The 25,692-nt window shown below is 53.6% G+C and carries 24 protein-coding genes; 12 read left to right on the top strand and 12 right to left on the bottom strand.

From position 1 onward, the window contains the following. Positions 1-175: 175 nt before the first annotated feature. A complete protein-coding gene (tyrS, locus tag QN378_RS22930) occupies positions 176-1,375 on the bottom strand; it encodes a tyrosine--tRNA ligase (protein WP_323550951.1) in 1,200 nt (399 codons plus the stop codon). A gap of 211 nt (positions 1,376-1,586) precedes the next feature. Between tyrS and QN378_RS22925 the strand changes: the two genes are divergently transcribed. Further along, on the top strand, positions 1,587-2,996 hold the full coding sequence (locus tag QN378_RS22925) for a peptidoglycan DD-metalloendopeptidase family protein (RefSeq protein WP_322206953.1): 1,410 nt from the start codon (positions 1,587-1,589) through the stop codon (positions 2,994-2,996). A gap of 3 nt (positions 2,997-2,999) precedes the next feature. Then, positions 3,000-4,103, top strand: a complete 1,104-nt coding sequence (locus tag QN378_RS22920) for an anhydro-N-acetylmuramic acid kinase (protein ID WP_322205609.1) — start codon at positions 3,000-3,002, stop codon at positions 4,101-4,103. 71 nt (positions 4,104-4,174) lie between these two features. Here the strand turns inward: QN378_RS22920 and erpA are convergent, their stop codons facing one another. Together erpA and argC are read right to left on the bottom strand one after the other, a co-directional pair. Next, entirely contained in the window at positions 4,175-4,525 is a 351-nt protein-coding gene (erpA, locus tag QN378_RS22915; RefSeq protein WP_322166349.1) for an iron-sulfur cluster insertion protein ErpA, read from the bottom strand. A 160-nt stretch (positions 4,526-4,685) separates the two neighbouring features. Next, positions 4,686-5,720 (bottom strand): N-acetyl-gamma-glutamyl-phosphate reductase, encoded by a 1,035-nt coding sequence (gene argC, locus QN378_RS22910; protein ID WP_322205610.1) that lies wholly within the window; start codon positions 5,718-5,720, stop codon positions 4,686-4,688. A 135-nt stretch (positions 5,721-5,855) separates the two neighbouring features. On the opposite strand from argC, the gene hemJ reads away from it, so the two are divergent. The 6 genes from hemJ to coq7 all read left to right on the top strand — a co-directional run bounded on the left by hemJ (position 5,856) and on the right by coq7 (position 10,270). Further along, on the top strand, positions 5,856-6,284 hold the full coding sequence (gene hemJ, locus QN378_RS22905; protein WP_322205611.1) for a protoporphyrinogen oxidase HemJ: 429 nt from the start codon (positions 5,856-5,858) through the stop codon (positions 6,282-6,284). A gap of 27 nt (positions 6,285-6,311) precedes the next feature. After that, on the top strand, positions 6,312-7,280 hold the full coding sequence (locus QN378_RS22900) for a nitronate monooxygenase family protein (protein WP_322205612.1): 969 nt from the start codon (positions 6,312-6,314) through the stop codon (positions 7,278-7,280). A gap of 69 nt (positions 7,281-7,349) precedes the next feature. Next, positions 7,350-8,255: a DUF805 domain-containing protein gene (locus QN378_RS22895; RefSeq protein WP_322205613.1), complete on the top strand. Its 906-nt coding sequence runs from the start codon at positions 7,350-7,352 to the stop codon at positions 8,253-8,255. 51 nt (positions 8,256-8,306) lie between these two features. Continuing rightward, positions 8,307-9,095, top strand: a complete 789-nt coding sequence (locus QN378_RS22890) for an SDR family oxidoreductase (protein ID WP_322205614.1) — start codon at positions 8,307-8,309, stop codon at positions 9,093-9,095. A gap of 65 nt (positions 9,096-9,160) precedes the next feature. Then, complete coding sequence (locus tag QN378_RS22885; RefSeq protein ID WP_322205615.1) at positions 9,161-9,499, top strand: histidine triad nucleotide-binding protein; 339 nt, start codon at positions 9,161-9,163, stop codon at positions 9,497-9,499. Between the two features lie 123 nt (positions 9,500-9,622). Then, the gene (gene coq7 / locus QN378_RS22880) at positions 9,623-10,270 is read left to right on the top strand and encodes a 2-polyprenyl-3-methyl-6-methoxy-1,4-benzoquinone monooxygenase (protein ID WP_322205616.1); all 648 of its coding nucleotides are present in this window, start codon (positions 9,623-9,625) and stop codon (positions 10,268-10,270) included. 65 nt (positions 10,271-10,335) lie between these two features. On the opposite strand, the gene speD is transcribed toward coq7, so the two are convergent. Further along, positions 10,336-11,133, bottom strand: a complete 798-nt coding sequence (speD, locus tag QN378_RS22875; RefSeq protein WP_322205617.1) for an adenosylmethionine decarboxylase — start codon at positions 11,131-11,133, stop codon at positions 10,336-10,338. 239 nt (positions 11,134-11,372) lie between these two features. Then, positions 11,373-11,795 carry an OsmC family protein gene (locus QN378_RS22870; RefSeq protein WP_322205618.1) on the bottom strand — a complete coding sequence of 141 codons (423 nt, stop codon included), beginning with the start codon at positions 11,793-11,795 and terminating at the stop codon, positions 11,373-11,375. 207 nt (positions 11,796-12,002) lie between these two features. On the opposite strand from QN378_RS22870, the gene crp reads away from it, so the two are divergent. Then, on the top strand, positions 12,003-12,644 hold the full coding sequence (gene crp, locus QN378_RS22865; RefSeq protein WP_322205619.1) for a cAMP-activated global transcriptional regulator CRP: 642 nt from the start codon (positions 12,003-12,005) through the stop codon (positions 12,642-12,644). A gap of 12 nt (positions 12,645-12,656) precedes the next feature. On the opposite strand, the gene QN378_RS22860 is transcribed toward crp, so the two are convergent. Genes QN378_RS22860 through QN378_RS22845 form a run of 4 tightly spaced genes read right to left on the bottom strand, consistent with a single transcriptional unit; the run spans position 12,657 to position 15,913 of the window. Next, the gene (locus tag QN378_RS22860; RefSeq protein WP_322205620.1) at positions 12,657-13,352 is read right to left on the bottom strand and encodes a lipoate--protein ligase family protein; all 696 of its coding nucleotides are present in this window, start codon (positions 13,350-13,352) and stop codon (positions 12,657-12,659) included. Positions 13,353-13,410: 58 nt separating this feature from the next. Then, entirely contained in the window at positions 13,411-14,235 is an 825-nt protein-coding gene (gene trpC, locus QN378_RS22855; RefSeq protein WP_322205621.1) for an indole-3-glycerol phosphate synthase TrpC, read from the bottom strand. Next, positions 14,232-15,281, bottom strand: a complete 1,050-nt coding sequence (gene trpD / locus QN378_RS22850; RefSeq protein WP_322205622.1) for an anthranilate phosphoribosyltransferase — start codon at positions 15,279-15,281, stop codon at positions 14,232-14,234. The genes trpC and trpD overlap by 4 nt, the downstream gene beginning before the upstream one ends. A 32-nt stretch (positions 15,282-15,313) precedes the next feature. Beyond that, on the bottom strand, positions 15,314-15,913 hold the full coding sequence (locus tag QN378_RS22845; RefSeq protein ID WP_322205623.1) for an aminodeoxychorismate/anthranilate synthase component II: 600 nt from the start codon (positions 15,911-15,913) through the stop codon (positions 15,314-15,316). Between the two features lie 406 nt (positions 15,914-16,319). On the opposite strand from QN378_RS22845, the gene estP reads away from it, so the two are divergent. Further along, positions 16,320-18,260, top strand: a complete 1,941-nt coding sequence (gene estP, locus QN378_RS22840) for an esterase EstP (protein WP_323550950.1) — start codon at positions 16,320-16,322, stop codon at positions 18,258-18,260. A 124-nt stretch (positions 18,261-18,384) separates the two neighbouring features. Here estP and trpE read toward each other — a convergent pair whose 3' ends face one another. The 3 genes from trpE to rpe all read right to left on the bottom strand — a co-directional run bounded on the left by trpE (position 18,385) and on the right by rpe (position 21,418). Beyond that, positions 18,385-19,860, bottom strand: coding sequence for an anthranilate synthase component I (trpE, locus tag QN378_RS22835; RefSeq protein WP_322205625.1), 1,476 nt, complete (start codon positions 19,858-19,860; stop codon positions 18,385-18,387). Between the two features lie 68 nt (positions 19,861-19,928). Beyond that, positions 19,929-20,747, bottom strand: coding sequence for a phosphoglycolate phosphatase (locus tag QN378_RS22830; RefSeq protein WP_323550949.1), 819 nt, complete (start codon positions 20,745-20,747; stop codon positions 19,929-19,931). Continuing rightward, on the bottom strand, positions 20,744-21,418 hold the full coding sequence (rpe, locus tag QN378_RS22825) for a ribulose-phosphate 3-epimerase (protein ID WP_322166366.1): 675 nt from the start codon (positions 21,416-21,418) through the stop codon (positions 20,744-20,746). Before rpe ends, QN378_RS22830 begins: the two co-directional genes overlap by 4 nt. Positions 21,419-21,942: 524 nt before the next feature. On the opposite strand from rpe, the gene QN378_RS22820 reads away from it, so the two are divergent. After that, complete coding sequence (locus tag QN378_RS22820; protein ID WP_322205627.1) at positions 21,943-24,315, top strand: N-acetylmuramidase family protein; 2,373 nt, start codon at positions 21,943-21,945, stop codon at positions 24,313-24,315. Continuing rightward, entirely contained in the window at positions 24,305-24,814 is a 510-nt protein-coding gene (locus QN378_RS22815) for a hypothetical protein (protein WP_322205629.1), read from the top strand. Before QN378_RS22820 ends, QN378_RS22815 begins: the two co-directional genes overlap by 11 nt. Positions 24,815-25,692: the final 878 nt, after the last annotated feature.

The following is a 25,692-nucleotide window of genomic DNA, read 5'->3' as shown; positions in this document are numbered from 1 at the left end:
TTCAACTCGCTGTCAACTGCCTATTCTCACCGCTGTCGATCACCGCGACCGAAGCTTCTTCCTCGCTAACAAAACTGATTAACTCATTGATTACCAAGGAGTTTATGTTTCATCTGCTGCGGAAGAGGGGCGAATTATAGGCCCAGAAAAAGTTACGTCAAGGATTAATCGCGAGTTATTCCAAATTTAGTGTAATTCGCCCAAAAGCCTTCTTTCCCGCCTGACAAACATGGGTAGCGCCCAGCTTAAACATAAACCCGCGGCCCACAACCTCACCATCTATGCGCACACCGCCCGACGCCAGAAGATCCCGCGCGACTGCCGAGTTCTTAACCAGCCCTGCCTTATTAAGGACAGCAGCGATGGGCATGTCTTCGGACCCTGCAATGCTGATCTCAGGCAGATCATCTGGAAGCTCGCCATCCTTCATGCGATTACCCGCCGAACGATGGGCTGTTGCAGCCGCCTCCTCGCCATGGAACCGTGCAACGATCTCTTCAGCCAGCTTGATCTTTATGTCACGTGGGTTAAAGCCAGCTTTAACGTCCGCTTTGAAGCCATTGATCTCATCCATGGAAAGAAAGCTCAACAACTCAAAGTAACGCCACATCAACGCATCCGGAATGGAAACTAGCTTGCTATACATGATGCCCGGCGCTTCCTGAATTCCTACATAGTTGCCCAGTGACTTGGACATCTTCTTCACACCATCCAACCCCTCCAATAAAGGCATGGTCAGGATGCACTGCGCTTCTTGGCCGTAGGCGCGCTGCAACTCGCGACCCATCAGCAGATTGAACTTCTGATCAGTACCGCCCAGCTCGACATCGGCACGCAATGCTACGGAGTCATACCCCTGGACCAGCGGATACATGAACTCATGGATAGCGATAGGCTGATTGGTTGAGTACCGCTTATGGAAGTCATCCCGCTCGAGCATCCGCGCCACGGTGTACTGCGAAGATAAGCGGATGAAATCAGCGGAACTCATCTGATCCATCCAAGTGGAGTTGAAGGCCACCTCGGTTTTGGCAGGATCAAGAATTTTGAAGACCTGAGCTTTATAGGTCTCGGCATTGGACAGCACCTGCTCACGCGTCAGCGGAGGACGGGTTGCGCTTTTGCCGCTTGGGTCGCCGATCATTCCGGTGAAGTCACCAATCAGGAAGATGACCTGATGACCCAACTCTTGGAATTGGCGCAGCTTATTAATAAGTACGGTATGACCCAAATGCAAATCAGGTGCGGTAGGGTCGAAACCTGCCTTGATTCGCAGCGGCTTACCGCGCTTAAGCTTTTCGACCAGTTCGGACTCGACCAGGAGTTCATCCGCACCACGCTTAATCAGCGCTAGCTGCTCTTCAACCGATTTCATGACAGCCCCGTTTTGGCTCATTTCAAATGGGCACCAACCATACAAGATCAGTGTTCAATTACAAGTTTTGACCCGCGCAGACAGACGAATAGGAAACTGATCTATTAGCAGGGTTGCTTAAGACATGATTTGGTTATATTTTATACAGTTATTTAATGTTCATCATGTCATTCATCTTTTCCAATTAATCTTTTTAAAGCCAAAATTACCTATGATCAATACCCAGCCTAAGGCGCCTCCGCTTTATCCGAAGAGTCATCTGTTAGCTGCTAGCGGAATTGCTGCACTGTTGAGCTTGGCGCTTCTGGTCTTCCCGTCAAGCGACGTTGAAGCTAAAAGAACCACACGTAATCACGATATCCAAACGACAGCTGATCAGCTCACAGAACAACAAGACGCTCAAGATCCTCTTCAAGCCACATCGAAAGCAAATACCTCCCCCTTCGCCCAAATAGAAAACGATACCGACAACCTTCAGGAAAACGCCATCGCGAAACCTGAAACAACGCGCCCCAACCCCAGCCATAAAGAGGTCGTGGTCTCTAGGGGCGACACCTTATCAACGCTATTCGAACGGGTCGGACTTCCCGCTGGCGAGGTTCACGACGTTCTGGCCAGCGATAAACAAGCCAAACAATTCAGCCAACTCAAAAGGGGACAGATTCTGCAGTTCGAACTGACTCCTGACGGGCAGCTTAAACAACTGCACAGCAAGGTCGGCGACCTCGAAACCATCAGCCTGTCCAAGACCGACAACGGCTATACATTTAGCCGCGAGGTTACTAAGCCAACCATACGTACAGCCTATGCACACGGCATTATCAACAGTTCTCTGTCACTCTCAGCTCAACGCGCCGGCCTATCCCACAGCATGACCATGGACATGGCCAATATTTTTGGCTACGACATCGATTTCGCTCAGGATATTCGCCAAGGTGATGAGTTCGATGTGATCTATGAGCAGAAAGTTGTGAAGGGCAAGATAGTCGGCAATGGCAATATCGTGTCCGCAAGATTCACCAACCGTGGGAAAAACTATTCCGCGGTTCGTTATACCAATAAGCAAGGCAACACCAATTACTACACGGCTGAAGGCAACAGCATGCGAAAGGCATTCATTCGCACTCCTGTGGATTTCGCCCGCATTAGCTCGTTATTCTCAATGAGCCGCAAGCACCCTATATTAAATAAAATCCGTGCACATCAAGGCGTCGATTACGCCGCCCCTCGCGGTACGCCGATCAAGGCGACTGGTGACGGTAAAGTGTTGTTGGCTGGACGCAAAGGTGGTTACGGCAATACGGTCATTCTGCAGCATGGCGAGACTTACCGAACGCTTTACGGTCACATGCAAGGATTTGCCAAGGGCATACAGGCTGGCGCTACTGTCAAGCAAGGCCAAATAATTGGCTATATTGGTACCACTGGTTTATCGACTGGACCGCATTTGCATTATGAGTTTCAGGTCAACGGGGTCCACGTCGACCCGCTGGGTCAGAAACTGCCGATGGCCGATCCGATTGCCAAATCGGAAAAACAACGCTTCCTGCAGCAAAGTCAGCCATTGATGGCGCGCATGGACCAGGAAAAGGCCACCATGCTGGCCTCCAGCAAGAGATAAAAGATGGCTCTATATATAGGTGTGATGTCTGGAACCAGCCTTGACGGGTTGGATATCGCTCTTATTGAGCAGACCGACCGCCCAACTTTATTGGCGACTCACTACATCCCCATGCCGGAAGATTTGCGTGCCGAGCTTCTGAGTTTATGCGCCAGCAGCTCGGATGAACTTGCCCGAGCAGCGATCGCCGAGCAGAAATGGGTACGCTTGGCCGCTCAAGGCATTCTGACGCTACTTGAACAAGAGCAACGCTCTCCCGGTGAAATTCGCGCTATCGGCAGCCATGGCCAGACCATTCGCCATGAGCCCGCTCGTGGTTTCACTATTCAAATTGGAAACCCTGCCCTCCTTGCCGAATTGACCGAAATCACTGTCGTCAGTGACTTTCGCCGCCGCGACGTCGCTGCAGGTGGTCAAGGTGCACCGTTAGTCCCGGCGTTTCACGAAGCGTTGTTTGATAAACCTTTAGGCGCGCTACAAGACCATAGAGCCGTGCTCAACATTGGCGGCTTCAGCAACTTAAGCTTGATCGAACCCGATAGACCAGTGTCTGGCTTTGACTGCGGTCCCGGAAATGTTTTGATCGACGCCTGGATACAAACCCAGCGCGGCCTGAACTATGATCAGGACGGAGCGTGGGCTGCCAGTGGACAAATTGAACCCGCACTGCTGCAATCCCTGCTCAGCGACCCTTTCTTTTTGACGCAAGGCCCAAAAAGTACAGGCCGTGAAGTCTTCAATCTCAGTTGGTTGCAACACCACTTGTTTCAACTACCAAGCTTCCCACCGGAAAACATCCAGGCAACCCTTACCGAGCTGACCGCGCTGACGATTACTCAATCGCTACAGATGGCTCAGGCTGTGACTGATGAGTTATTAATCTGCGGGGGTGGCGCGCATAACGCAACGCTAATGGCCAGACTCGCTGCACTGCTGCCAAACACAACGGTAAACAGTACCGCCCTGTATGGAGTGGACCCGGACTGGGTCGAGGCCATGGCTTTTGCCTGGCTGGCACATTGCTGTCTTGAAGGCGTGCCCGCTAACCGTCCGACAGTCACGGGTGCCCGGGGTTTACGTGTACTCGGCGCCATTTACCCAGCCTGACGCACACAGCAAAACGCCGCACGTCAGTGCGGCGCATCTTTACTTACAAACCCTGCATCACAATCGATAAATCAGACCGAAAACGACGAGCCGCAACCACAAGTCGTGGAAGCATTCGGATTTTTGATCACAAAGCGAGATCCTTCCAAGCCTTCCTGATAGTCCACTTCTGCGCCTGCCAGGTATTGAAAGCTCATTGGATCAACCACTAAGCTCACACCGTCACGCTCAACAATGGTGTCGTCATCAGCAATGTCTTCATCGAACGTGAAGCCATACTGGAAGCCTGAACAGCCACCACCGGTTACGAATACACGCAGTTTCAGGCGATCATTGCCCTCTTCATCGACCAGAGTCTTCACCTTGTGCGCTGCACCGGGGGTGAATTCCAAGGCCGTTGGCGTGAAGGTTTCGACGCTCATGCTAATTATCTCCCGGCGCTATGCCGCAATAATGCGTAATGACGCGCATTATCCGCTTGTCCTAGTAAATCGGTCAACTATTGTAGGGGCAGCAACGAGCTGTAGGTGACAAGCCGCAAGACAAAGCCGATCACTTGCAGCTCGTAGCTCGCCACTGCTCTTACGGCAACATCCCCGCATGGGACAGGCCGAACCGCTCATCGAGACCAAACATGATGTTCATGTTTTGCACCGCCTGGCCTGAAGCGCCCTTCACCAGGTTGTCGATCACCGATAACACCACCACGACATCGCCGCCCTGCGGACGATGCACGGCAATACGACAAACATTAGCGCCACGCACACTGCGAGTTTCGGGATGGCTACCCGCAGGCATTACGTCAACAAAGGGTTCATTGGCATAACGCTTTTCATACAGCGCCTGCAAATCCACCGACCTATCTACCACCGTTGCGTAAAGCGTCGAATGAATGCCACGAATCATAGGCGTCAGATGAGGCACGAAGGTCAAACCCACATCACCGCCTGCGGCTCTGCGCAAACCTTGGGTGATTTCGGGCAAATGACGATGACCTTTAACCGCGTAGGCCTTGAAGCTTTCACTGGCCTCCGCGTACAGCGACCCGACACTCAGACCACGGCCCGCACCGCTTACGCCGGATTTACAGTCGGCGATCAACCGGGAGTTATCCGCCAGACCCGCCTCAAGCAGCGGTAAGAAGCCTAACTGGGTCGCCGTTGGGTAACAGCCAGGCACCGCGATCAAGCGCGCCGTTTTTATCTGCTCGCGATTCACCTCTGGAAGACCATACACCGCCTCTTCAAGCAATTCAGGCGCGCCATGGGGTTGGCCGTACCACTTGGCCCACTCGTCAGCGTCATGCAAACGGAAGTCCGCAGAAAGGTCGATAACTTTAGTACCTGCTTTAAGCAGTTCGCCGGCCAGTGCATGAGCTACACCGTGGGGTGTCGAGAAAAACACAACATCGCAGGCGCCCAAGGTTTCAACGTCCGGAACGCTAAAGGTCAGGCCGTCGTAATGGCCTCGCAGGTTCGGATAAAGATCAGCCACAGGCAAACCGGCCTCAGAGCGAGAAGTGATAACCACTACCTCGGCTTGCGGATGCTGTGCCAACAGACGCAGCAGCTCGACCCCGGTATAACCCGTGCCGCCGACGATTCCGACCTTGACCATAACCCTGCCCCTTTAACGAACCTACTGGAAAGCCGTCGATGATAGGGTCGTTGAGCGCATGCGACAACCGCAAAGGTGACGTAGGGGCGCTCATGCAACTACTATTTGGCCACCGTAAATCCTGGAAAACCCAATATGCTCTATCTATGGCTTAAAGCTTTCCACATTGTCTCAATCGTCTGCTGGTTTGCCGGCTTGTTTTACTTGCCCAGATTGTTTGTCTACCACTCCTTGAGCGAAGACGCTGTTAGCCGCGAACGCTTTTGCATTATGGAGCGCAAGCTTTATCGGGGCATCATGGGGCCAGCGATGGTTGCCACCCTGGTGTTCGGAATCTGGTTAATAAGCCTCAATCCGAGCGGCTACCTCAGCCAAGGCTGGATGCACGTCAAGCTCTTATTGGTGGTGCTGTTGATCGGCTATCACCACATGTGCGGCGCGCAAGTAAAACGCTTTGCCCGTGGAGAGAATGGCCGCAGCCACGTGTATTACCGCTGGTTCAATGAAATCCCGGTACTGATACTGCTCGCAATCGTAGTACTGGTGGTGGTTCGACCTTTCTAATCACAGCTCAAAAACGGGGTACTGCTTATGTCGCTGCCAACGCTGCTTGAACATCGTTTGCGTCTGCCCGTGGTAGTCGCACCGATGTTTCTGATTTCCAATCCACAACTGGTCCTAGCGTGCTGCCGCAATGGGGTAGTGGGGAGCTTCCCTGCGCTGAACCAACGTGAAAGCAGCGGCTTCAAGGCTTGGCTGGAAGAAATCGAAGCGGGATTGGCAGGGCTTGTTAATCCTGCGCCTTACGCCGTCAACTTGATCGTGCATAACAGCAACCCACGCTTGCAGGCCGACCTGGAAATTTGTGTTGAGCACAGAGTACCCATCGTTATTACCAGTCTTGGCGCCGTTAGAGAACTGGTCGACGCTGTGCACAGTTATGGGGGACTGGTGTTTCACGACGTTACGACACGACGTCATGCGGAAAAAGCAGCCGAAGCCGGTGTTGATGGTTTGATCGCCGTCGCGGCCGGCGCTGGAGGGCATGCGGGCACCTTGAGCCCATTTTCGCTGATCGCCGAAATCCGCCAATTCTTCGATAAGACCCTATTGCTGGCGGGCTGCCTGAATCAAGGCCACCAGATACTCGCCGCCCAACTGCTCGGCGCCGACCTTGCCTACTTCGGCACACGCTTTATCGCCACCCGCGAAAGTCATGCACCTGACGCCTACAAAGAAATGTTGATGGCCTCAAAAGCCGCCGATATTGTGTACACCGCCGCAGTGTCGGGGGTGCCCGCTAGCTTCATGCGTCAGAGCCTGGAAAATGCCGGTTTTGATCTGGCGGCGCTACAAGGCAAAGTCGAGGTGGGTTCAAGCGCTAAACTCAAACCCATGAGTGACGAAGCGAAAGCTTGGAAAACCGTGTGGTCTGCGGGCCAAGGTGTTGGTGAAATCAACGACCTCCCCGATGTCAACGAACTGATCGCGCGTTTGGATTCCGAATACCGTTCAGCACAAACCCGGTCAGTCGAACTGGCGAAGCATTGGCCTCACTGATCATCTGCCCTTTCACTGCCATCAGTCGACCGTAAAGACTTGACGTATTACCAGACAAGGAAGCCGAGAATGGCTGAGCCACACTTCAAGATCATCTTCAGCGGGCAACTACGCAGCGGTGTCGAGAGAGAGACCGCCACGTTAATCCTGGCGGAGCTGTTCAAAAGTGACGGGGCTGTCGTTGAGAAACTGTTCAGCGGTCGAGCGATTACGCTTAGGCACGGGCTATCGCAAGAACAGGCGCGGTATTACCTGGATGCGCTGAATGATGCGGGCGTCGAAGCACGCATTGAGGCTGAAAACCCCATTAATCTTGAGCTGTACGACATTCATCAACCCACGCCATACCAAACACAAGCACAACTATCACCCTATGCCACGCCTCAAGCGCCGGTTATTACGACACTGGCAGGCTTCCCCGAATTGAAAGTCTTTACCGTCCGAGGGCGGATCGGACGACTGCGGTACTTGGCCTGGACCTTTGTGCTCATGACGGCGATTGGCGTTGCTACGGCGATTTGCGCAGCGCTGATGACAAGCTCGCTGATCGCTGGAGGGCTGTTCACGACCATCGCGGTTGTCGCCTTTTTCATCATCAGCGTACAAATCGGCGCCCAGCGGCTCCACGATGCGGGTTGGTCTGCTTGGCTTCTGTTATTAAACTTGGTGCCATTCGTGGGCGCGCTGTTTCCTATCCTGATGATAGTCGTTCCCGGGAATACGGGACCAAATCAGTTCGGCGCGCCGCAACCGCCGAACAGCAAGGCAGTAAAAATACTGGCCTGCACGTGGCTACTAATTCTCGCAGTGACCATGGTCGGCTTTTTTTTCGGGGTTCCTGGGCTATTCGAAAGCGAAGTACAAACCACCGCCACTGAATACGAAAATACCCTGCCCTATGACGACGACCAAGACAGCGACACTTCACAACCCGCCGATAGCACGCCGCCATCTGTAGACTATAAAAACAAATAACCCGTTAGACTTTGACCGCTCCGGACTGAGCGCGCTGCCTGGAGAAACTGCATGACCTGTTACGCTCTGATTACTGGCGCCTCCAGCGGCATTGGCCTAGCGATGGCCGAGGCCCTGGCGCGCAGGGGTCGCAGCCTGATTTTAGTCGCCCGCGAACGCGAAGAGTTGGAGCGCATCGCCATCGAGCTGACGCAACGCTTTGGTGTGGACGTTTTGTTCCGGGCCTGCGATCTTGGCGAACCGCTGCGGCTTTCCGGCTTCCTTTTGGAACTCGAAGACGGTGAGCGACAAATCGACTTATTGGTTAATTGCGCGGGGATAGGTACGTGCGGGCCGTTCCTCGCTCAAGAGTGGGGTGTAGACCAGGACTTGATTGACATAAACATTCTGGCCCTCACTCGCCTGTGCCATTCCGTCGGCAACGCCATGGCCGTACAGGGTGGCGGACAGATACTGAACGTCGCCTCGGTTGCAGCCTTTCGGCCGGGCCCATGGATGACCAGCTATCACGCAAGCAAAGCTTATGTGCTGACTTTTTCCGAAGGGCTGCGTGAAGAGCTGAAGAAAACCGGCGTGAAAATATCAGTGCTCTGCCCCGGGCCGACGCGTACAGCGTTTTTTCAAACAGCTCAAATGGAATTGGGTGCGCTTTCTAACAGCAACCGGATGATGAGCCCCGAAGAGGTTGCGTTATATACCGTCCGCGCACTGGCGAAAAATCGCGCGGTGATCATTCCTGGTTGGCGCAACAAGCTGTCGGCCTTCGCCCCTCGCCTGACGCCACGTTGGCTAACGATAAAAATAGCCGCTGCGCTCAATAAGGCTCACTGCCCTCGCTAATAAGCGCTGGGCCTGATACCCCTGCGTCATTACACTCGTTTACTTATTCAAGCGGAGAAATAGCTGTGGAGACTCTGTTCACCAAAATCATCAACAGAGAGATACCGGCAAAGATCATCTACGAGGATGACCAGGTGCTGGCCTTTCATGACATTGCCCCTCAAGCACCGGTGCACTTTCTGGTGATTCCGAAAAAAGTGATTCGTACACTTAACGACGTAACCGAAGAAGACAAGGGCCTGTTGGGCCATATCTTGTACACCGCTCAACGTCTGGCTAAAGAACTGGGCTGCGAAGACGGTTTCCGCGTGACGATGAACTGCAATGAGCTGGGCGGTCAGACCGTCTATCACATTCACATGCACGTCTTGGGTCAACGTCAGATGCACTGGCCACCAGGCTGATTCATTTATCAACGACTTAGGCTCATCGGTGCTGGACTCGCACAACCGGTGAGCTGATCCAGCTCAAGCCGCACCTGATCGATTCGGGTAGACTGGTCTGCGTGGATTTACCCGGAGGTGCCCATGGCTACCGAACGTCACTACTCACCTGTTGACCGTTTTCTATTACAAGCCGATGCCGCAATGCGCACGCTGTTGCCCTTTAGCGCGCAACCGTATCGTCCCTCTCCCGCGATTGTCCAACCTGAAGTCAAGATGAACGACGCCGACACTCGGCACGTGGCAGGCCTGATGCGCATCAACCACACCGGCGAAGTCTGCGCGCAGGCTCTTTACCAAGGCCAAGCATTAACCGCCAAATTACCGAAAGTGCGCGCTGCTATGGAGCATGCCGCCGAGGAAGAAATCGATCACCTTGTGTGGTGTGAACAGCGCATTCATCAGCTGGGCAGTCACACCAGCGTGCTCAACCCGGTGTTCTACGGGTTATCTTTTGGAATCGGGGCAGTGGCCGGCCTGATCAGCGACAAAATAAGTCTTGGATTTGTAGCTGCCACAGAAGATCAAGTCTGCAAGCACCTAAATGACCATTTGGCGCAATTACCTGCTGGGGATGAGAAGTCCCGAGCCATTCTAGAGCAGATGCGTACTGACGAAGAACACCATGCTCAGGGTGCACTGGAGGCCGGCGGTTTCCGTTTTCCAAGGCCGGTCAAATTCGGCATGAGCTTGTTGGCAAAAGTCATGACCAAAAGCACTTATCGGGTCTAACGGTTTGACCGTAAAAAGGCGCCTCGATGGGCGCCTTTTTTACATCTACATCGGAACGGGACCCTTTAAGGCTGCATGTTCCGAGCGTAGAAAATCTCCAGCATTTCGTGCTTCACCCTTTCGGTGACCTGGTCACGTTGTTGAGTCGACAGGTTGCTCGTCGCATCCCCAAACAAGTAGTTGTCCAGTTCGAAGTTCTTTAGCAGCATCTTGGTGTGGAACATATTTTCCTGGTAAACGTTCACGTCTGTCAGTTGATAGGCAGAGCGTGTGTCTTCAGAAAGATAGTTCTGAACCGAGTTGATTTCGTGGTCAATAAAGTGTTTTTTGCCTTCAATGTCGCGCGTAAAACCGCGTACACGATAGTCGACAGTGACGATGTCTGAGTCGAACTGGTGAATAAGGTAGTTCAATGCTTTAAGCGGTGAAATAACCCCACAAGTCGACACGTCTATATCAACACGAAACGTCGCGATGCCATCGACCGGGTGAATTTCCGGGTAGGTGTGCACCGTGATGTGGCTCTTGTCGAGGTGAGCCAAAATAGTTTCTTTTGGCAGCGGCCCAGGTGACTCTTCGATCTGGCTGTCGGTGGGCGTCACCGGCTGTTCGGAGATCAAAATGGTCACGCTAGCGCCTTGCGGGTCGTAATCCTGGCGCGCGATATTCAAGATGTTGGCGCCAATAATATCGACCACATCAGTCAGAATCTGCGTCAGGCGTTCCGCGTCGTACTCACGATTGATGTACTCGACGTAGGCTTGCTGGTCTTGCGGAGTTTCCGCATAGCAGATGTCATAGATGTTGAAGCTCAAGGTCTTGGTCAGGTTATTGAACCCGTGGAGCTTGAGTTTGCTTTTCACCGATAAAACTCTCTTTATTTGTGCGGTCAAGCCGCGTAATCAAGCATGCCCGTCAGATAAGAACGGCTCATCTGCGTAGGACGGTGAACACCTCTTCGCGGTGGCGATTTTGGTTGTCTGTTCGGGCGTTTCTATAGTCGTGACGCAACGGACCGTACCCTGAAAAAGGGGCGCATTATGCAGACGTAACACGCCGGCTGCCAGAGTCTGCGCCGCTTTTATGAAATTTGGGTGTCCATTCAGCCCAATTCGATGATTTCATAGTCGTGAGTAATCTCGACGCCTGCATTACCCAGCATGATCGACGCCGAGCAATACTTCTCAGCTGACAACTCAATGGCCCGCTTAACTTGGGTTTCTTTCAAGTCGCGACCCTTGACCACGAAATGCAAATGAATCTTGGTGAACACCTTTGGGTCTTCGGTAGCGCGCTCAGCTTCAAGAAAAGCCTCGCAGCTTTCGATAGCCTGACGTGATTTCTTCAGGATGCTGACCACGTCAAAGTTGCTGCAGCCACCTAGGCCAATCAACACCATTTCCATGGGCCGCGCGCCGAGGTTACGGCCACCGCTCTCAGGCGCACCATCCATCACCACCACATGGCCGCTACCGGATTCACCAAGAAACATGGCTTCGCCAGCCCACTGGATGCGTGCCTTCATCACCAAGACTCCACTATTAAAAAAGGGTCGCCAGCTTAGCACAGGGCCAACATTCGCTGGTTCCAAAGCTAAATGCGTATTTGAAATAAAGACGTGGGAAATTTCCTAATTTTCCGCGATCTGTCCTGATAAGCTGCGGCGAATCACTGACGCGGCCGATACCCAACAGGATGATTCGTGGCGCGTTACTTTTTTCGGGATACATGCATGGTCGCTATAAGCCTTACACCCAAGATCAAAAATCTCGACAAGCTCCTGGCCCATTGTCAACGCCGTCGCTACGCCGCCAAAACTAATGTTATGCGTGCAGGTGACCGCTCTGAGTCGCTGTTCTTCATCGTCAAGGGCTCCGTGACGGTGGTGATAGAAGATGACGGACGGGAAATGATCGTGGCCTACCTCAATACCGGAGATTTTTTTGGCGAGTTAGGTTTGTTTGACCAAGCAGGGCAAGCGATTGAGCGCAGTGCCGGTGTGCGCACCAAGACCGAGTGTGAAGTGGCTGAAATCAGCTATAACAGATTCCGTGAAGTTATGCAGGACGATCCTGACATCTTGTACGCTATCGGCGGCCAAATGGCCGAACGGCTGCGCAATACCACTCGAAAAGTCGGTGACTTGGCCTTTCTCGACGTGACTGGGCGCGTAGCGCGAAGCCTGCTGGATTTATGCAAGCAACCAGATGCCATGACACATCCCGACGGCATGCAAATTAAGATTACCCGCCAGGAAATAGGCCGCATTGTGGGTTGTTCGAGAGAAATGGTTGGCCGCGTACTCAAGGCATTGCAAGAGCAAAATCTGGTACACGTTAAAGGCAAGACAATGGTGGTGTTCGGTACCCGTTAAACGCCTACAGGGTTAGAACTCACTTAGGATGTATTGATAACGCTCGGCTAGATTTCCCAAAACATCGGCTCCCGGATAGGCTTCGTGCAAAGCGACATGGCTTTGGGCCCTTACGCGCTGAGGTTGCTCACAAATCTGGTTGAATGCATTGACCGCAGCGATCATGTCCTCACGCTCGTCGTCCAGCAGCAACGCACCATGCGCCAGCACAACAGGGCGTTGACCGCCCTGACTTTGCCGCCAACGCTGGGCCGTGCCTACCATTTTGCGGCCGTCGAGATTCACGTTGAAACGCCCATCACAGAAAGCGCCCTCCACCTCTCCAACTGACGCCGCGCCACCGAGCGCGATTAGCTCGTCGCAGATCGGCTCACACAAGCGTCTGTACGCGTTCTCGATTCGGTCCCGATCATTGTCGCCGCGCGGCTGGGCGTACACCAATGCGATGTTCACGGTGGCGTGAGATTGAGGCACAGGCTCGCCACCGCTTTCACGCAGAAGAATCGGCCAGCCGAGATTTGCCAAAAATTCGGTCGCCACATCGAAACGAGCGAGACGGCTCATACGACGCGGCATCACCAAAGCACGATCTATCGGGCGCCAAAACAGCAATCCGAATTCGGCATTACCCGCACACACCGAGGCGAGCAGATCCTGCTCAGCCTGAAGACCTGCGGCGACAGTGGTTTTGATGACAGGGTTTTGCATCTAAGCTCTCTGGTGTCCATTACATTGTTTCGCCAACATGGTGGCGAGAATTCTCAGATCAATTACTAATCAACGGCCCACGCTCAGGAAAGAACAGTCGCTGCAATTCAGCACCCGGATGTTCTGCACGCATGAACGTTTCGCCCACCAGGAACGCATAGACCTCGCTGATTTCCATCAGCTCGACGTCCGCGCGATTGAGGATGCCGCTTTCTGTGATGACTAAACGATCACGTGGTATACGCGGCAGGAGGTCCAAAGTATTTTCAAGATTCACTTCAAACGTATGCAGGTTACGGTTGTTGACGCCTATCAGTGGTGTGTCCAAGGTCTTTAGCGCCCGCTCCAACTCGTCAAGGTCATGCACCTCAACCAACACATCAAGACCTACGCCTTTCGCGACGGCAGCCAATTCGGCTAACTTCGCGTCTTCCAAAGCGGCCACGATTAGCAACACACAGTCAGCGCCAAGGGCACGGGCTTCAATGATTTGGTACGGATCAATCATGAAGTCTTTGCGAATCACCGGCAGGGAGCACGCGGCGCGGGCTTGTTGCAGGTACGCATCGGCGCCCTGAAAAAAATCGACGTCGGTCAGGACGGAGAGGCACGTCGCGCCACCGGCCTGATAGCTCTTGGCAATTTCCGCAGGAAAAAACTTCTCGCGGATCACGCCTTTGCTCGGCGACGCCTTCTTGATTTCCGCAATTACCGCAGGTTGCTTCTTCTTCGCCTGCTTGATCAGCGCATCGGCGAAACCCCGCGTCGCATCGGCCAGCGCTGCCAGACGCTCCAACTCAGCGAGGCTAATTACCGCGCTACGGGCGGCGATTTCCTCGATCTTACGGGCAAGAATCTTTTCCAGAACCGTCGGCACACTCATCCTTCGTTCTCCTGTCTGAATACCGCAGTAAAGGCACCCAACTCTTCCATTTTCTCCCGGGCAAGGCCAGTGTGCAGAGCATCATGCGCCAGCTCCACGCCTTGTTTCAGCGTGTAAGCATGATCCGCCGCATAGAGCGCTGCGCCTGCATTAAGGACAATCATTTCAGCAGCTTTTTGACCGTTCTCCGTTTTGCGCCGACCTAACGCATCGCGAATCAACTCCAGCGAAGCAGCCGGGCTTTCTACTGTCAGGCCAAACAGGCTTTGGCTTTTAATGCCCAAATCTTCCGGTTGTACCCAATATTCGGTGATATCACCGTTTTTCAGCTCGGCGACAAAGGTCGGTGCTGCCAGGCTGAACTCGTCCAAACCGTCCTGAGAGTGTACGACCAACACGTGCTTGCTGCCCATCCGCGACAACACCTCAGCCAGTGGACGGCACAATGCCTGACTGAACACCCCGACCACCTGGTGGCGGACGCCAGCCGGATTCGTAAGCGGGCCGAGCATATTAAACAGGGTGCGCAGACCGAGGTCGCGTCGGGGGCCAGCAGCAAACTTCATAGCACGGTGGTGGGACTGAGCGAACATGAAACCAATGCCGACGCTATCAATGCAGCGAGCGACTTGCACGGGGGTCAAGTTCAGATAAATCCCGGCAGCTTCGAGCAGATCGGCGCTGCCACTTTTACCGGAAACCGCCCGGTTACCGTGCTTGGCAACCGTACAACCGGCCGCCGCAACGACAAACGCCGACGCCGTCGAAACGTTAAAAATATTGGCACCGTCGCCACCGGTGCCGACCACGTCGACGACGCCGTCGAGGGTTTTGAGCTCAACCTTGTCGGCCAACTCACGCATTACGGTGACCGCGCCAACAATCTCGTCGATGCTTTCGCTTTTCATGCGCATGGCCATCAAGAATGCGCCAATCTGCGCTTCAGTACATTGACCGGTCATGATTTCGCGCATGACGTCGCGCATTTCTTCCGTGCTCAAATCCAGCTGGTTAACAATACGACCCAGCGCGCTTTTAATGTCCATAACCATAACCTTACTCATAACCTTGAACCCTCTTAAACCTGGCGAGTGCCGCCGGTTTGTTTGAGGAAGTTGGCGAACAGCTCATGGCCCTGCTCGGTAAGAATCGACTCAGGGTGAAACTGAACCCCTTCGACATTCAGCGTCTTGTGGCGCAAGCCCATTATTTCATCGACCGAGCCGTCTTCGAGTTCGGTCCACGCTGTCAACTCAAGGCACTCCGGCAATGTTTCGCGCTTGACCACCAACGAGTGATAACGGGTGACCGTCAACGGATGATTCAGGCCGTCGAATACACCGAGGTCTTCATGGATCACCGGACTGGTCTTGCCATGCATCACCTGCCGCGCACGCACCACGTCACCGCCAAATGCCTGACCAATGGCTTGATGCCCGAGGCAAACACCAAGCAACGGCAACTTGCCGGCAAAGTGTTTGATCACTTCCAGCGAAACGCCTGCTTCGGTCGGGGTACAGGGGCCAGGAGAAACGACGATGCGTTCGGGGTTCAAGGCTTCGATTTCGGCAATCGTCAGTTCGTCGTTGCGGATCACTTTGACCTCTGCACCCAACTCACCCAGGTATTGCACGACGTTGTAGGTAAACGAATCGTAGTTATCGATCATCAGCAGCATGTGATTAACCTCTTGAAGTACTGACTTTAAAGCAACCCCTGGACTCTGTCCGTTAGCTTGGCGCATGCACGCTGCTCACTGAAATCCATCCAGCGCAGGTGCTTTGGCAAGACAATCGAAGGGCTATGGGTACAAGTCCGGCGAGGCCGGGAGGAAACAGTCAGGCGCGCCAACGCCAACGGGCGTGAGCCTTGATAACGCGCATCAAGAATTTACTGACGATCAACACTGGGGGAGGTCTCATTTTCATACGTCCCGGCACATTAGCTTACCCAAGCATGCGGTGCAATATCGCCGTGGTGACGCTCCGCCGGGCATTTAGCACGCGCAGACGGCGCAGAGCCGTCAAAGCTTTGCTACTTTTCGTAGAGGTAAAACTAAAATAACGACAAAAGGGATCATAACAATGATTAAACAGGCGCTGTCCCTGCCGTTCGCAACATGTGTTCTTTCACTGGCCTGCTCTTACGCCTTCGCGGCCCCATCGCCTTACTCAACTCTGCTGGTGTTTGGCGATAGCCTGAGTGATTCCGGTCAATATCCTGACCTTGCGGGCCCAAACGTTTCCGGCTTGCGTTTCACGAACCGCACCGGCCCGACCTTTAAAGACGGCAGTGGCGAGGCCTATGGACCGGTTTCAACCACATTGCTCGGATTGAAACTCGGCATCGCGCCCGGCGACCTCTTGCCCTCGACGTCCCCGGTCAACGCACTTCTCGGCTTAAAAGATGGTAATAACTATGCCGTAGGGGGTTATCGAACAGATCAGATTTATGGCTCTGTCACTTCTAAATCGGTAGTTGCCATCCCAGATGGTGAACCCGGTGGAGGCACAGTACTGCGCAGCAAGGACAGTTACTTGGTTGCAAACAACTTCCGGGCTGATCCCAACGCGCTTTATTTCTTGTCAGGCGGCGGCAATGATTTTTTCCAAGGACTGGTCGTCGATGCCCCATCAGCAGCAGGTTCGGCAGACCAACTGGCGAATAGTGCCCAAGCCCTTCAGCAAGCGGGCGCACGCTACATCATGGTCTGGCTGTTACCTGACCTCGGCTTGACGCCAGCGGCGTTTGGCACGCCTGCCCAAACGCCCAGCTCCCAGTTGAGTGGCGCGTTCAATGCAGAACTCGTCAGTCGCCTGTCGCAGATTCACGCCGAGATCATCCCGCTGAATATTCCACTGTTAATTCAGGAAACCTTGGCCAACCCCGCGCGCTTCGGCTTGGACGCCAGCCAAAATCTGGTCGGCACGTGCTTTAACGGTAATGCCTGTACAGAGAATCTCGCACACGGCCTTAACAGCGCAACGCCCGACCCCACCAAGCTGCTGTTCAACGACAGCGTGCACCCGACAATTGCCGGGCAACAATTAATCGCCGATTACGCCTATTCATTGCTTTCGGCACCTTGGGAAACAACCCTACTGCCGGAAATGGCCCTCGGGACTTTGAACGCGCACCAAGATGCATTGCGCAATCAGTGGTTAGCCGATGAAGGTAATTGGCAAAGCGTCGGCCGCTGGCGCGCAATCATCGCTACCGGCGGTGAGCGCATCAAATTCGATGACGACAGGAGTTCCGCCAAGGCAGACGGCCATGGCTACAACTTGACCATCGGGGGCAGTTACCGGTTTGCCGACGATTGGCGTGCGGGGGTTGCTGCAGGTTTCTATCGGCAACGCTTGGAAGCAGGCCCCCGAGACTCCGACTATTCTCTCAACAGCTATTTGGCGACTGCATTCCTGCAATACCATGCCAACCACCTGTGGGCGGACGCGGCGCTGACCGGCGGAAAACTCGACTATCAAGATGCCAACCGTAAATTCGCGCTGGGGATAGCCGAAGGCGAAGAGAAAGGTGATACCGATGGCAAGCTGTGGGCATTTAGCGCCCGATTGGGGTACGACATCGCCCAGGCCAATAGCGGATGGCACCTGTCGCCGTTCATCAGCGCCGATTACGCCCACATCGTAGTGAACGGCTATTCGGAAGATGGGGCGCGTTCTACGGCGCTCACCTTCGACGACCAGCGACGTAACTCTCGGCGCCTCGGTGCAGGGCTTCAAGGCAAAATCCAGGTCACGTCGTCGACACAACTGTTTGCTGAGGCAGCACACGAACATGAGTACGCCAACCACCAGCAAAACGTCACGATTGCCCTCAACAGCCTGCCGACTATCGACTTCACGCTGGACGGTTACAAACCACAAAGCAGCCTCAACCGCGCCAGTATCGGCGTCAGTCAGAAGCTGACCCAGGAGGTGTCATTGAGCGCGAACTACAACTGGCGCAAGGCCGACGACGTGACCCAGCAAGGTGTTGGGTTGGCGGTGAGTGTGGATTTTTAACAGCGAGGATTTCAGCCTTTGCGACCGAATTTATTCGGGAAACAAGCGGCGTGGTGCGTGTGACCCGCCGCGTTGTTGCCTTCCCGAATAAATTCGGTCCCACAGGGAAATTGCAAAGGAAGTATTACGGCTCCTGCTCAGCCAACGCCACGGCGCGGAACATGGCGCGGCGCTTGTTGAGCGTTTCTTCCCACTCAAGCCTTGGCACTGAGTCGGCAACGATACCGCCACCGGCCTGAACGTGCAGTTCGCCGTTTTTGATCACCGCCGTGCGGATCGCGATGGCGGTGTCCATATTGCCGTTCCATGCCAGATAACCTACGGCACCACCGTATACGCCACGTTTTACCGGTTCCAGTTCGTCGATGATTTCCATCGCACGAATTTTCGAAGCACCGGACAGCGTTCCCGCAGGCAGAATTGCGCGCAGCGCATCCATCGCCGTCAGGCCGCTTTTCAGTTGCCCAGTCACGTTGGAGACGATATGCATGACATTGGAATAACGCTCAATGACCATCTTCTCGGTCAGCTTCACCGAGCCGACTTCCGACACACGACCAGTATCGTTACGCCCCAGGTCGATCAGCATCAGGTGCTCGGCGATCTCCTTGTGGTCTGACAGCAGGTCCAGTTCAAGCGCCACGTCTTCTTCTTCGTTGGCGCCGCGTGGGCGCGTGCCAGCAATCGGACGAACCGTTATCAGATTGTCTTCAACCCGCACCAGCACTTCCGGCGAACTGCCCACAACATGGAAGTCACCGAAATTGAAGAAGTACATATAAGGCGTCGGGTTGAAGCAACGCAGTGCGCGATACAAATCGATGGGAGCGGCTTTGAAGTCAATGGACATACGTTGCGACGGAACCACCTGCATCACGTCACCGGCAAGGATGTATTCCTTGATGGTATCCACCGCCCGCTCATAATCCGCTTGAGTGAAACTGGAGCGGAAGATCGGGTCTGGCGCTTGCGGACGTGTAAGGTCTAGCCCGCGACGTGGTGTGATCGGCTGACGAAGTTTTTCCATCAGCTCTTCAAGGCGCGCCTGACCGTTTTCGTAAGCGTTGGCCTCAGCCGGATCGACCAACACGATCGCGTGCATCTTGCCCGCCAGGTTGTCGAACACCACCACGGCGTCAGATACCATCAGCAAGATATCCGGAACCCCCAGTGGGTCCGGGTTAGGGCATTTGCCCAGGCGTTTCTCAACATAGCGCACGCAGTCGTAGCCGAAATAACCCACTAACCCGCCGTTGAAACGCGGCAGTCCGGGGATAGTCGGTACGTTGTAGCGCGCCTTGAATACCTCAACAAAGGCCAGCGGGTCTTCGCTTTCCAAATGTTCGATTTCAACACCGTCCAGGGTCACGCTGATCTGTTCTTCGTGAACCCGCATGACCGTACGGCATGGCAAGCCAATGATGGAATAACGCCCCCACTTCTCGCCGCCCTGCACCGATTCCAGTAAATAGGAGTTCGGCTGGTCGGCCAGTTTCAGGTAAATCGACAGCGGAGTGTCGAAGTCGGCAAGGGTTTCGTAGGCAAGCGGGATACGGTTGTAACCGGCAGCGGCCAAACGCAGGAATTCTTCGCGGATCATGATCAGCCTCGTGGCTTGAGGTAAACGGTCAGGTGTGCAAACGCGCCGGGAAACCGGCCAAAATCAAGTCAGGCGCGCCAACGCCAACGGGCCAGGGCCTTGATGACTTTCATCCAGAGTCTGCAGATAACCACCACGATGGAATCTCTTTTAGGGGGGCAATTGAGGTCAGCCAACGTTAGCTCAGCCGCCGGATCTAAGCAACCGGGGAGCAGCTTGCGCAGGTCGTCAATGACCAACGCTGGCAATTCTTCTTCAATAGGCCGGCCGTGGTTGTAACCATAACTTAGCGCCACACAAGTAACGCCAGCCGCTTTCGCCGCCAGCACATCGTTACGCGAGTCGCCAATGAACAGCGATTGGGAAGCCGGAACACCGGCCATCTTCATCACGAAAAACAACGCCGCGGGATCAGGTTTCTGCTGCGGCATGGTGTCGCCGCCAATGATCCAGCGGAAAAATCTTCCCAATTTCAGCTCGTCCAACAGGGGCGCGACGAAGCGCTCCGGTTTGTTGGTGATCAGGGCCATTTCAATGCCCTGCTTCTGCATCCACTTCAACGTCTCGCGTACACCGGGGTAAACCTGTGTCAGCGAATGGCTGCCAGCGTAGACCTCCATGAAAATCGCCAACGCCGCCTCGGTGTCGGCTTCACTGACGGCCGAATGGTCAAAATCATTGGCCAGCGCCCGGCGTACCAATACCCGCGCGCCGTTACCGATCCAGATGCGCACCGATTCGATACCGACCGGGGAATGCCCCAACGTGAGCAGCATGCTATCAACGGCGGCGGCCAAGTCTGGTACTGAATCGACCAGCGTCCCATCCAGGTCGAACATCACCAACTTAGGCAAACAGCCGGGAAACAGCTGCTCGAAGCCACTCATGGGCGAGCCAACGCCAATTCTGCACGCATTTTCTGAATGACTTCCTTGTAATCCGGGGCATTGAAAATCGCTGAACCGGCTACGAAAGTGTCAGCACCGGCAACGGCGATTTCCCGAATGTTATTCACGTTCACACCACCGTCGATTTCCAGGCGAATGTCATACCCCGACGCCTCAATCAACGCCCGCGCTTCGCGCAGTTTGTTTAGGGTGCCGGGAATGAACTTCTGCCCGCCAAACCCTGGGTTGACGCTCATGAGCAAGATCATGTCGACCTTGTCCATCACGTACTCAAGCAGGTTAAGCGGCGTGGCCGGATTGAACACCAAGCCCGCCTTGCAGCCGCCTTCACGGATCAACTGCAATGAGCGGTCGATGTGCAGCGTGGCTTCGGGGTGAAAGGTGATGTAGGTGGCGCCGGCTTCAATGAAGTCGCCAATAATGCGATCAACCGGGCTAACCATCAGATGCACATCGATAGGCGCGGTGATGCCGTACTTGCGCAACGCGGTGCATACCATCGGCCCGATGGTCAGGTTCGGCACGTAGTGATTGTCCATCACATCAAAGTGCACGGTGTCGGCGCCAGCGGCTAAAACAGTGTCCACTTCCTGGCCCAGGCGGGCGAAGTCGGCGGAGAGAATCGAAGGAGCAATAACGAAGGGCTGCATGACGCACCTTTTGAGCATAATCACGGTGGCGCGCATTGTACCTCATGAGTGATCGCCGGCACCTGAAGCAGTGCAAGAGCCGATGAATGCACTATCGACACGCGCTTATCTGTTGGGAGTCGCTCCACAGGAGCAAGCGAATGGTACGGAGGATAGAAACCGCTTTCTTGGCCTTTTCGCTGTAGCCGTATCCTTTAAGCAATTACCCACGGGTAAGCGGGAATTGCCCTACGCGACTGGTCGGTTGCGGACTATATATATCTATTTTTTGCTACTGGACACTCGTCGGGCCTCTCCCCCATGAAGACCGGCCCATGTCCAATATTCCAAAAACCAGCGTCAGTGAACTCTTCCAATTCCCGATTCGCAAGGCAGACGGCAAACCCTTTGCTGACGCCGAGCAACTGCACCAACTGCTGGAAAAAGAAACGTCAGGTTTCTACTTATTGAGCAAAAGCGGCTTCTGGCACGGCGGTATTCATATCAGCAATGAAAGCGCCCCGCACTGCGTCCACAACGAGCCGGTGCGCTGCATCGCCGACGGTGAAGTGGTCGCTTACCGCTTGAATGCCGACTACCTCGATTCCCAGTTCGAACAGGACGCAAGTTGCCTGCAACTGAAATACTCCACCTCGTTTTGCCTGGTCCGGCATACCTATCAGTCACCGCCCAATCCCGAAGAAGGGCCCGACCACGGCAAGCAAAACAGCCTGACCTTTTACAGCTTGTACATGCACCTGCTGCCCTTCGAACGCTACCCGAATGATGACCCGACCTACGCCAACCGCGTGCAAGTCGGTTTCGGCGACCGCGCAGCCCGCAATGTGCCCTTGGGTGAACCCGGCAGTAAAAAGATCGGTGTAATCCTCGCCGGCAGCGTGTTCGACATTCTTGAAGAGCGAGAAGGCGCCGAAGGCTATCGCTTTGCCAAAGGCCGCCTTGTCTGGGCACCACCGGAAGGCCCGTTCAATCCCGGTGCAGAACTCTGGTTCGCCAGCCACCAACACGGGCAACCCATCAGCCCAGATAACTGTCGGTTGCTGTTGGCCAAGGTGCTGCCACCTGCGCGAGCCCGACCTGCGTATTGGCAAGGCATGGTTGAAGCCCGCGTGCGGCAGTTCCACGGGTTGGACATGCATCGCGCGCCTGAGAATAACGAACCGGGCGCCAGCTACGGCGTGCGGGAACAATTACCCTCGGGCTATACCTTTCGTTTTGATAACGCACACACCGTGTTGGTCAACGCACCGGATGGCACCCGACGGCCCATGGCGCGCTGCACCATTGCCCCGACCACCATCAGAGGCGAGCCTCTCATTCAAGCGTTTTGGGCCTACGTGGATGACATTGAACTGGAGTTTCCGCGCACTGAGCCGGTGGGTCTGGACAGCGTTATCGTTCCCGAAAAACCGATCCCGATCAAAGCTGGCGCCCCGGTGGGCTACCTTGGGTTGTACGAAACACCCGCCGAAACCGGCAAGACATCCAAACACCAAGTGCATTTGGAAGTCTTCACCTGCGACCCGAACCTCGACGCTTTTCTCAGCAACGAAGCCGGTCTCAAACACGGCAAGCAATACCTCCACGTACCCAAACTGCAACCGGACATCGTGGCCCAAGACACCGAAAGCGAGCTCCGGAGATTTCTGTTTCAAGACCATGTGTTTGACCTGAACAAGTTGCCGGTCGTAAAAGACAAAGACGGCGCCCTGGCCTACAAGATTAACGTCCAGGAAAAGGTCCCTACCCCCAAAGCGCCGATCCGTAATTTTGAAGCATTGATCAGTAAACAAGGAGTACAGGACGGCACAACCAAGGCCCAGATCGTCAGTCAACACGACTTCAAGGCGCTTGGCTTCAAGATCGTTGAGCAAGGTGCCAATAGCTGCAGCCCTTTGATTTCGGGGAAGGTGTGTAATTTCTATAAACACCTGCACGCTTTGGCCGACGTCAATCACGACGGAAACGTCAGCGCTGAAGAACTGCGGGTAACACTGAGAAACCCCGCGTTCAGAAATCGCTGGTCAAAACTCATCACCCACCACCACACCGAATGGCAAACCACCGCCGACGCTGCCAACTGGCAAGCGTTTCGGGACCGTCTGAGTCACGACCCTGAGTGGCTAAGGCATGAGAGTGAGCGGATTAATAATTTGGTGTTTTGGGATGAAGTGGCGGAGAAGGTTGGGCTGCCGGAGGATGGGCGGGTTTCTTATTTTCATCCGGTGGAGTTTGTTGGGTGCCTGCAAAATAGAAAATTGCATCCGGTAATTTCAATAAATAATCGAAATATAGAAATTTCGTTTCTTGATTTTTATGACAACTCAGTAATAGATGAGGAAGATTATATTAATGCTGCAACAAGACTTCGCTGTGAAGTTGAAGCAATAAAAGCTGTAGCCATTACAGAAACAGGCAGCTCAGGTAGCTATTTTATTAATGGGCGTGACGATAAAGTTCCAACAATACTGTTCGAAAGGCACTATTTCCATAGGCTCACCGGAGGCCGATTTGGTGAGACGCATCCTGAAATCTCCCAAAAAACAGGGGGAGGATACGGCCGTTTTTCCGCTCAATACGAAAAGTTGCTAAGCGCTTACTCCTTGGATCCGAACGCTGCCCTTAAATCGGCATCTTGGGGGAGGTTTCAGATTATGGGAGATAACCATTTGCGCGCCGGATACTGTACCGTCGAGGCATTCGTAAATGATATGGGATTGTCCGAGAGGAAGCACTTGGAAGCTTTTGTTAACTTTATCTTATCTGACCCTGTACTTTCGGCTGCCATTATTGAAAAGGACTGGTTGAAGTTTGCTAGAAAATATAATGGCGCCAATCAGGTCGGTTATGATGGCAGGATATCGGAAAACTACGAGTTAATTAAAAATGCAAAGTAAATATCATTTGAGCATGTTGACTGCGGGGCTAATATTCTGCTCAGGCACAAACGGATTGGAACAAAAGATATGTACCGGGCAAAGTGTTTCTGTATTCCAGTGTGAGATCAGCAATGGAAAGAATTTAGCGTTGTGTGGTGTATACGATCAATTAGCTGGGCTTCAAGGTCTTCAATATGTATTTGGTAAAGCGAATGATGTGGAGTTGATTTATCCTGTTGGAAAGGTTACGACAGGAGATTTCAAATTTAATTATTATTTTAGATCTGGAGTTGAATACTTAAAGGTTAGCTTCCGTAATGGATCAGTCAAATATAGTATTTTTAGCAATTCGGACCAGAATCAACCTCAGGGCAATATTTCCGGAATCGAAGTGTTTGACGATCAAAAGCATTCCTCTGAGGTTCAAATTTTATGCAGTAAAATATATGCAAATAAATTGCGAAATCTTTCGAGATTGAAGTGCGATGAAGACGATGCTCTAGGCTGCAATAACTAACCCTGCTACCGAAGGCTAAATCGCCGAATGGTAACCATCGAGCAGGTGGATCGGAGACTACCCACGCCCAACAGCAACATTTATTTGATATTACATATCCAGATTACGTAATCGCGCTATCAACAATTACAACAGATGGACAGCTGGCGAGGAGGCACGCTGTGAATGGGATAAGCTCCTGCCTGCCATCAAAGATATCTTAGTCGACTTCGTGTACCAAGGTTTCACAATAGTATCGAAGATTTGATAACTTATATCGAAAACACCCCTATACTAAAGCAATATAAGCCCGGGCGACAACGGGCTAATTACCTTCGGAAAAATCGAGGAGCCAACTTATAATGCGTATCAAATCATATTTGATCGCTGGCGCTTTTTTTTTGCAGTGGCGTATCCCGCATTCGGTTCAGACTTTGAAAGCGAGGCCTGCAAGAATGTAATCAATAGTTTGGCAGTTTTGACCTGCGCAGTGGCGAAAAAGACGAGGCCAATAGCAGGCTCAAAGAAAGCTATCAAGAGCTTACAGTCAGAGTTAAATCACAATATAAAAATCATCCGAAATCAAGATTATTTATCAATGATAAAAAATCTCAACTGGCATGGATACCTCTAAAAGACAAAATTGTGCGCTTGGGGGGGGTGAGATAGAGACAGATAGCTAGGCATACAACTGCACCTCAAGAATGAGTGACGAGCGACGATATTACTTGAATGCAATTTCTCCCATGCTGCCGTAGCATCTATCACCGACCTTGTTAACCGGTTATACGGACGCACCCCCAACACGTTGGCTCCTACAGGGTGAACTGCGCCCCAAATGTTGGACACCCATCCAACTACCGGGGTGTTTTTCATGGGTAAATATTCAACGCAGTTCA

Origin of the sequence: Pseudomonas sp. 10S5, assembly GCF_035019745.1 — a bacterium.
In the GTDB taxonomy this organism is placed as follows: Bacteria; Pseudomonadota; Gammaproteobacteria; order Pseudomonadales; family Pseudomonadaceae; genus Aquipseudomonas.
The sequence above is the reverse complement of the archived record's forward strand: the minus strand, read 5'-3'. Positions and strand labels throughout refer to the sequence as shown.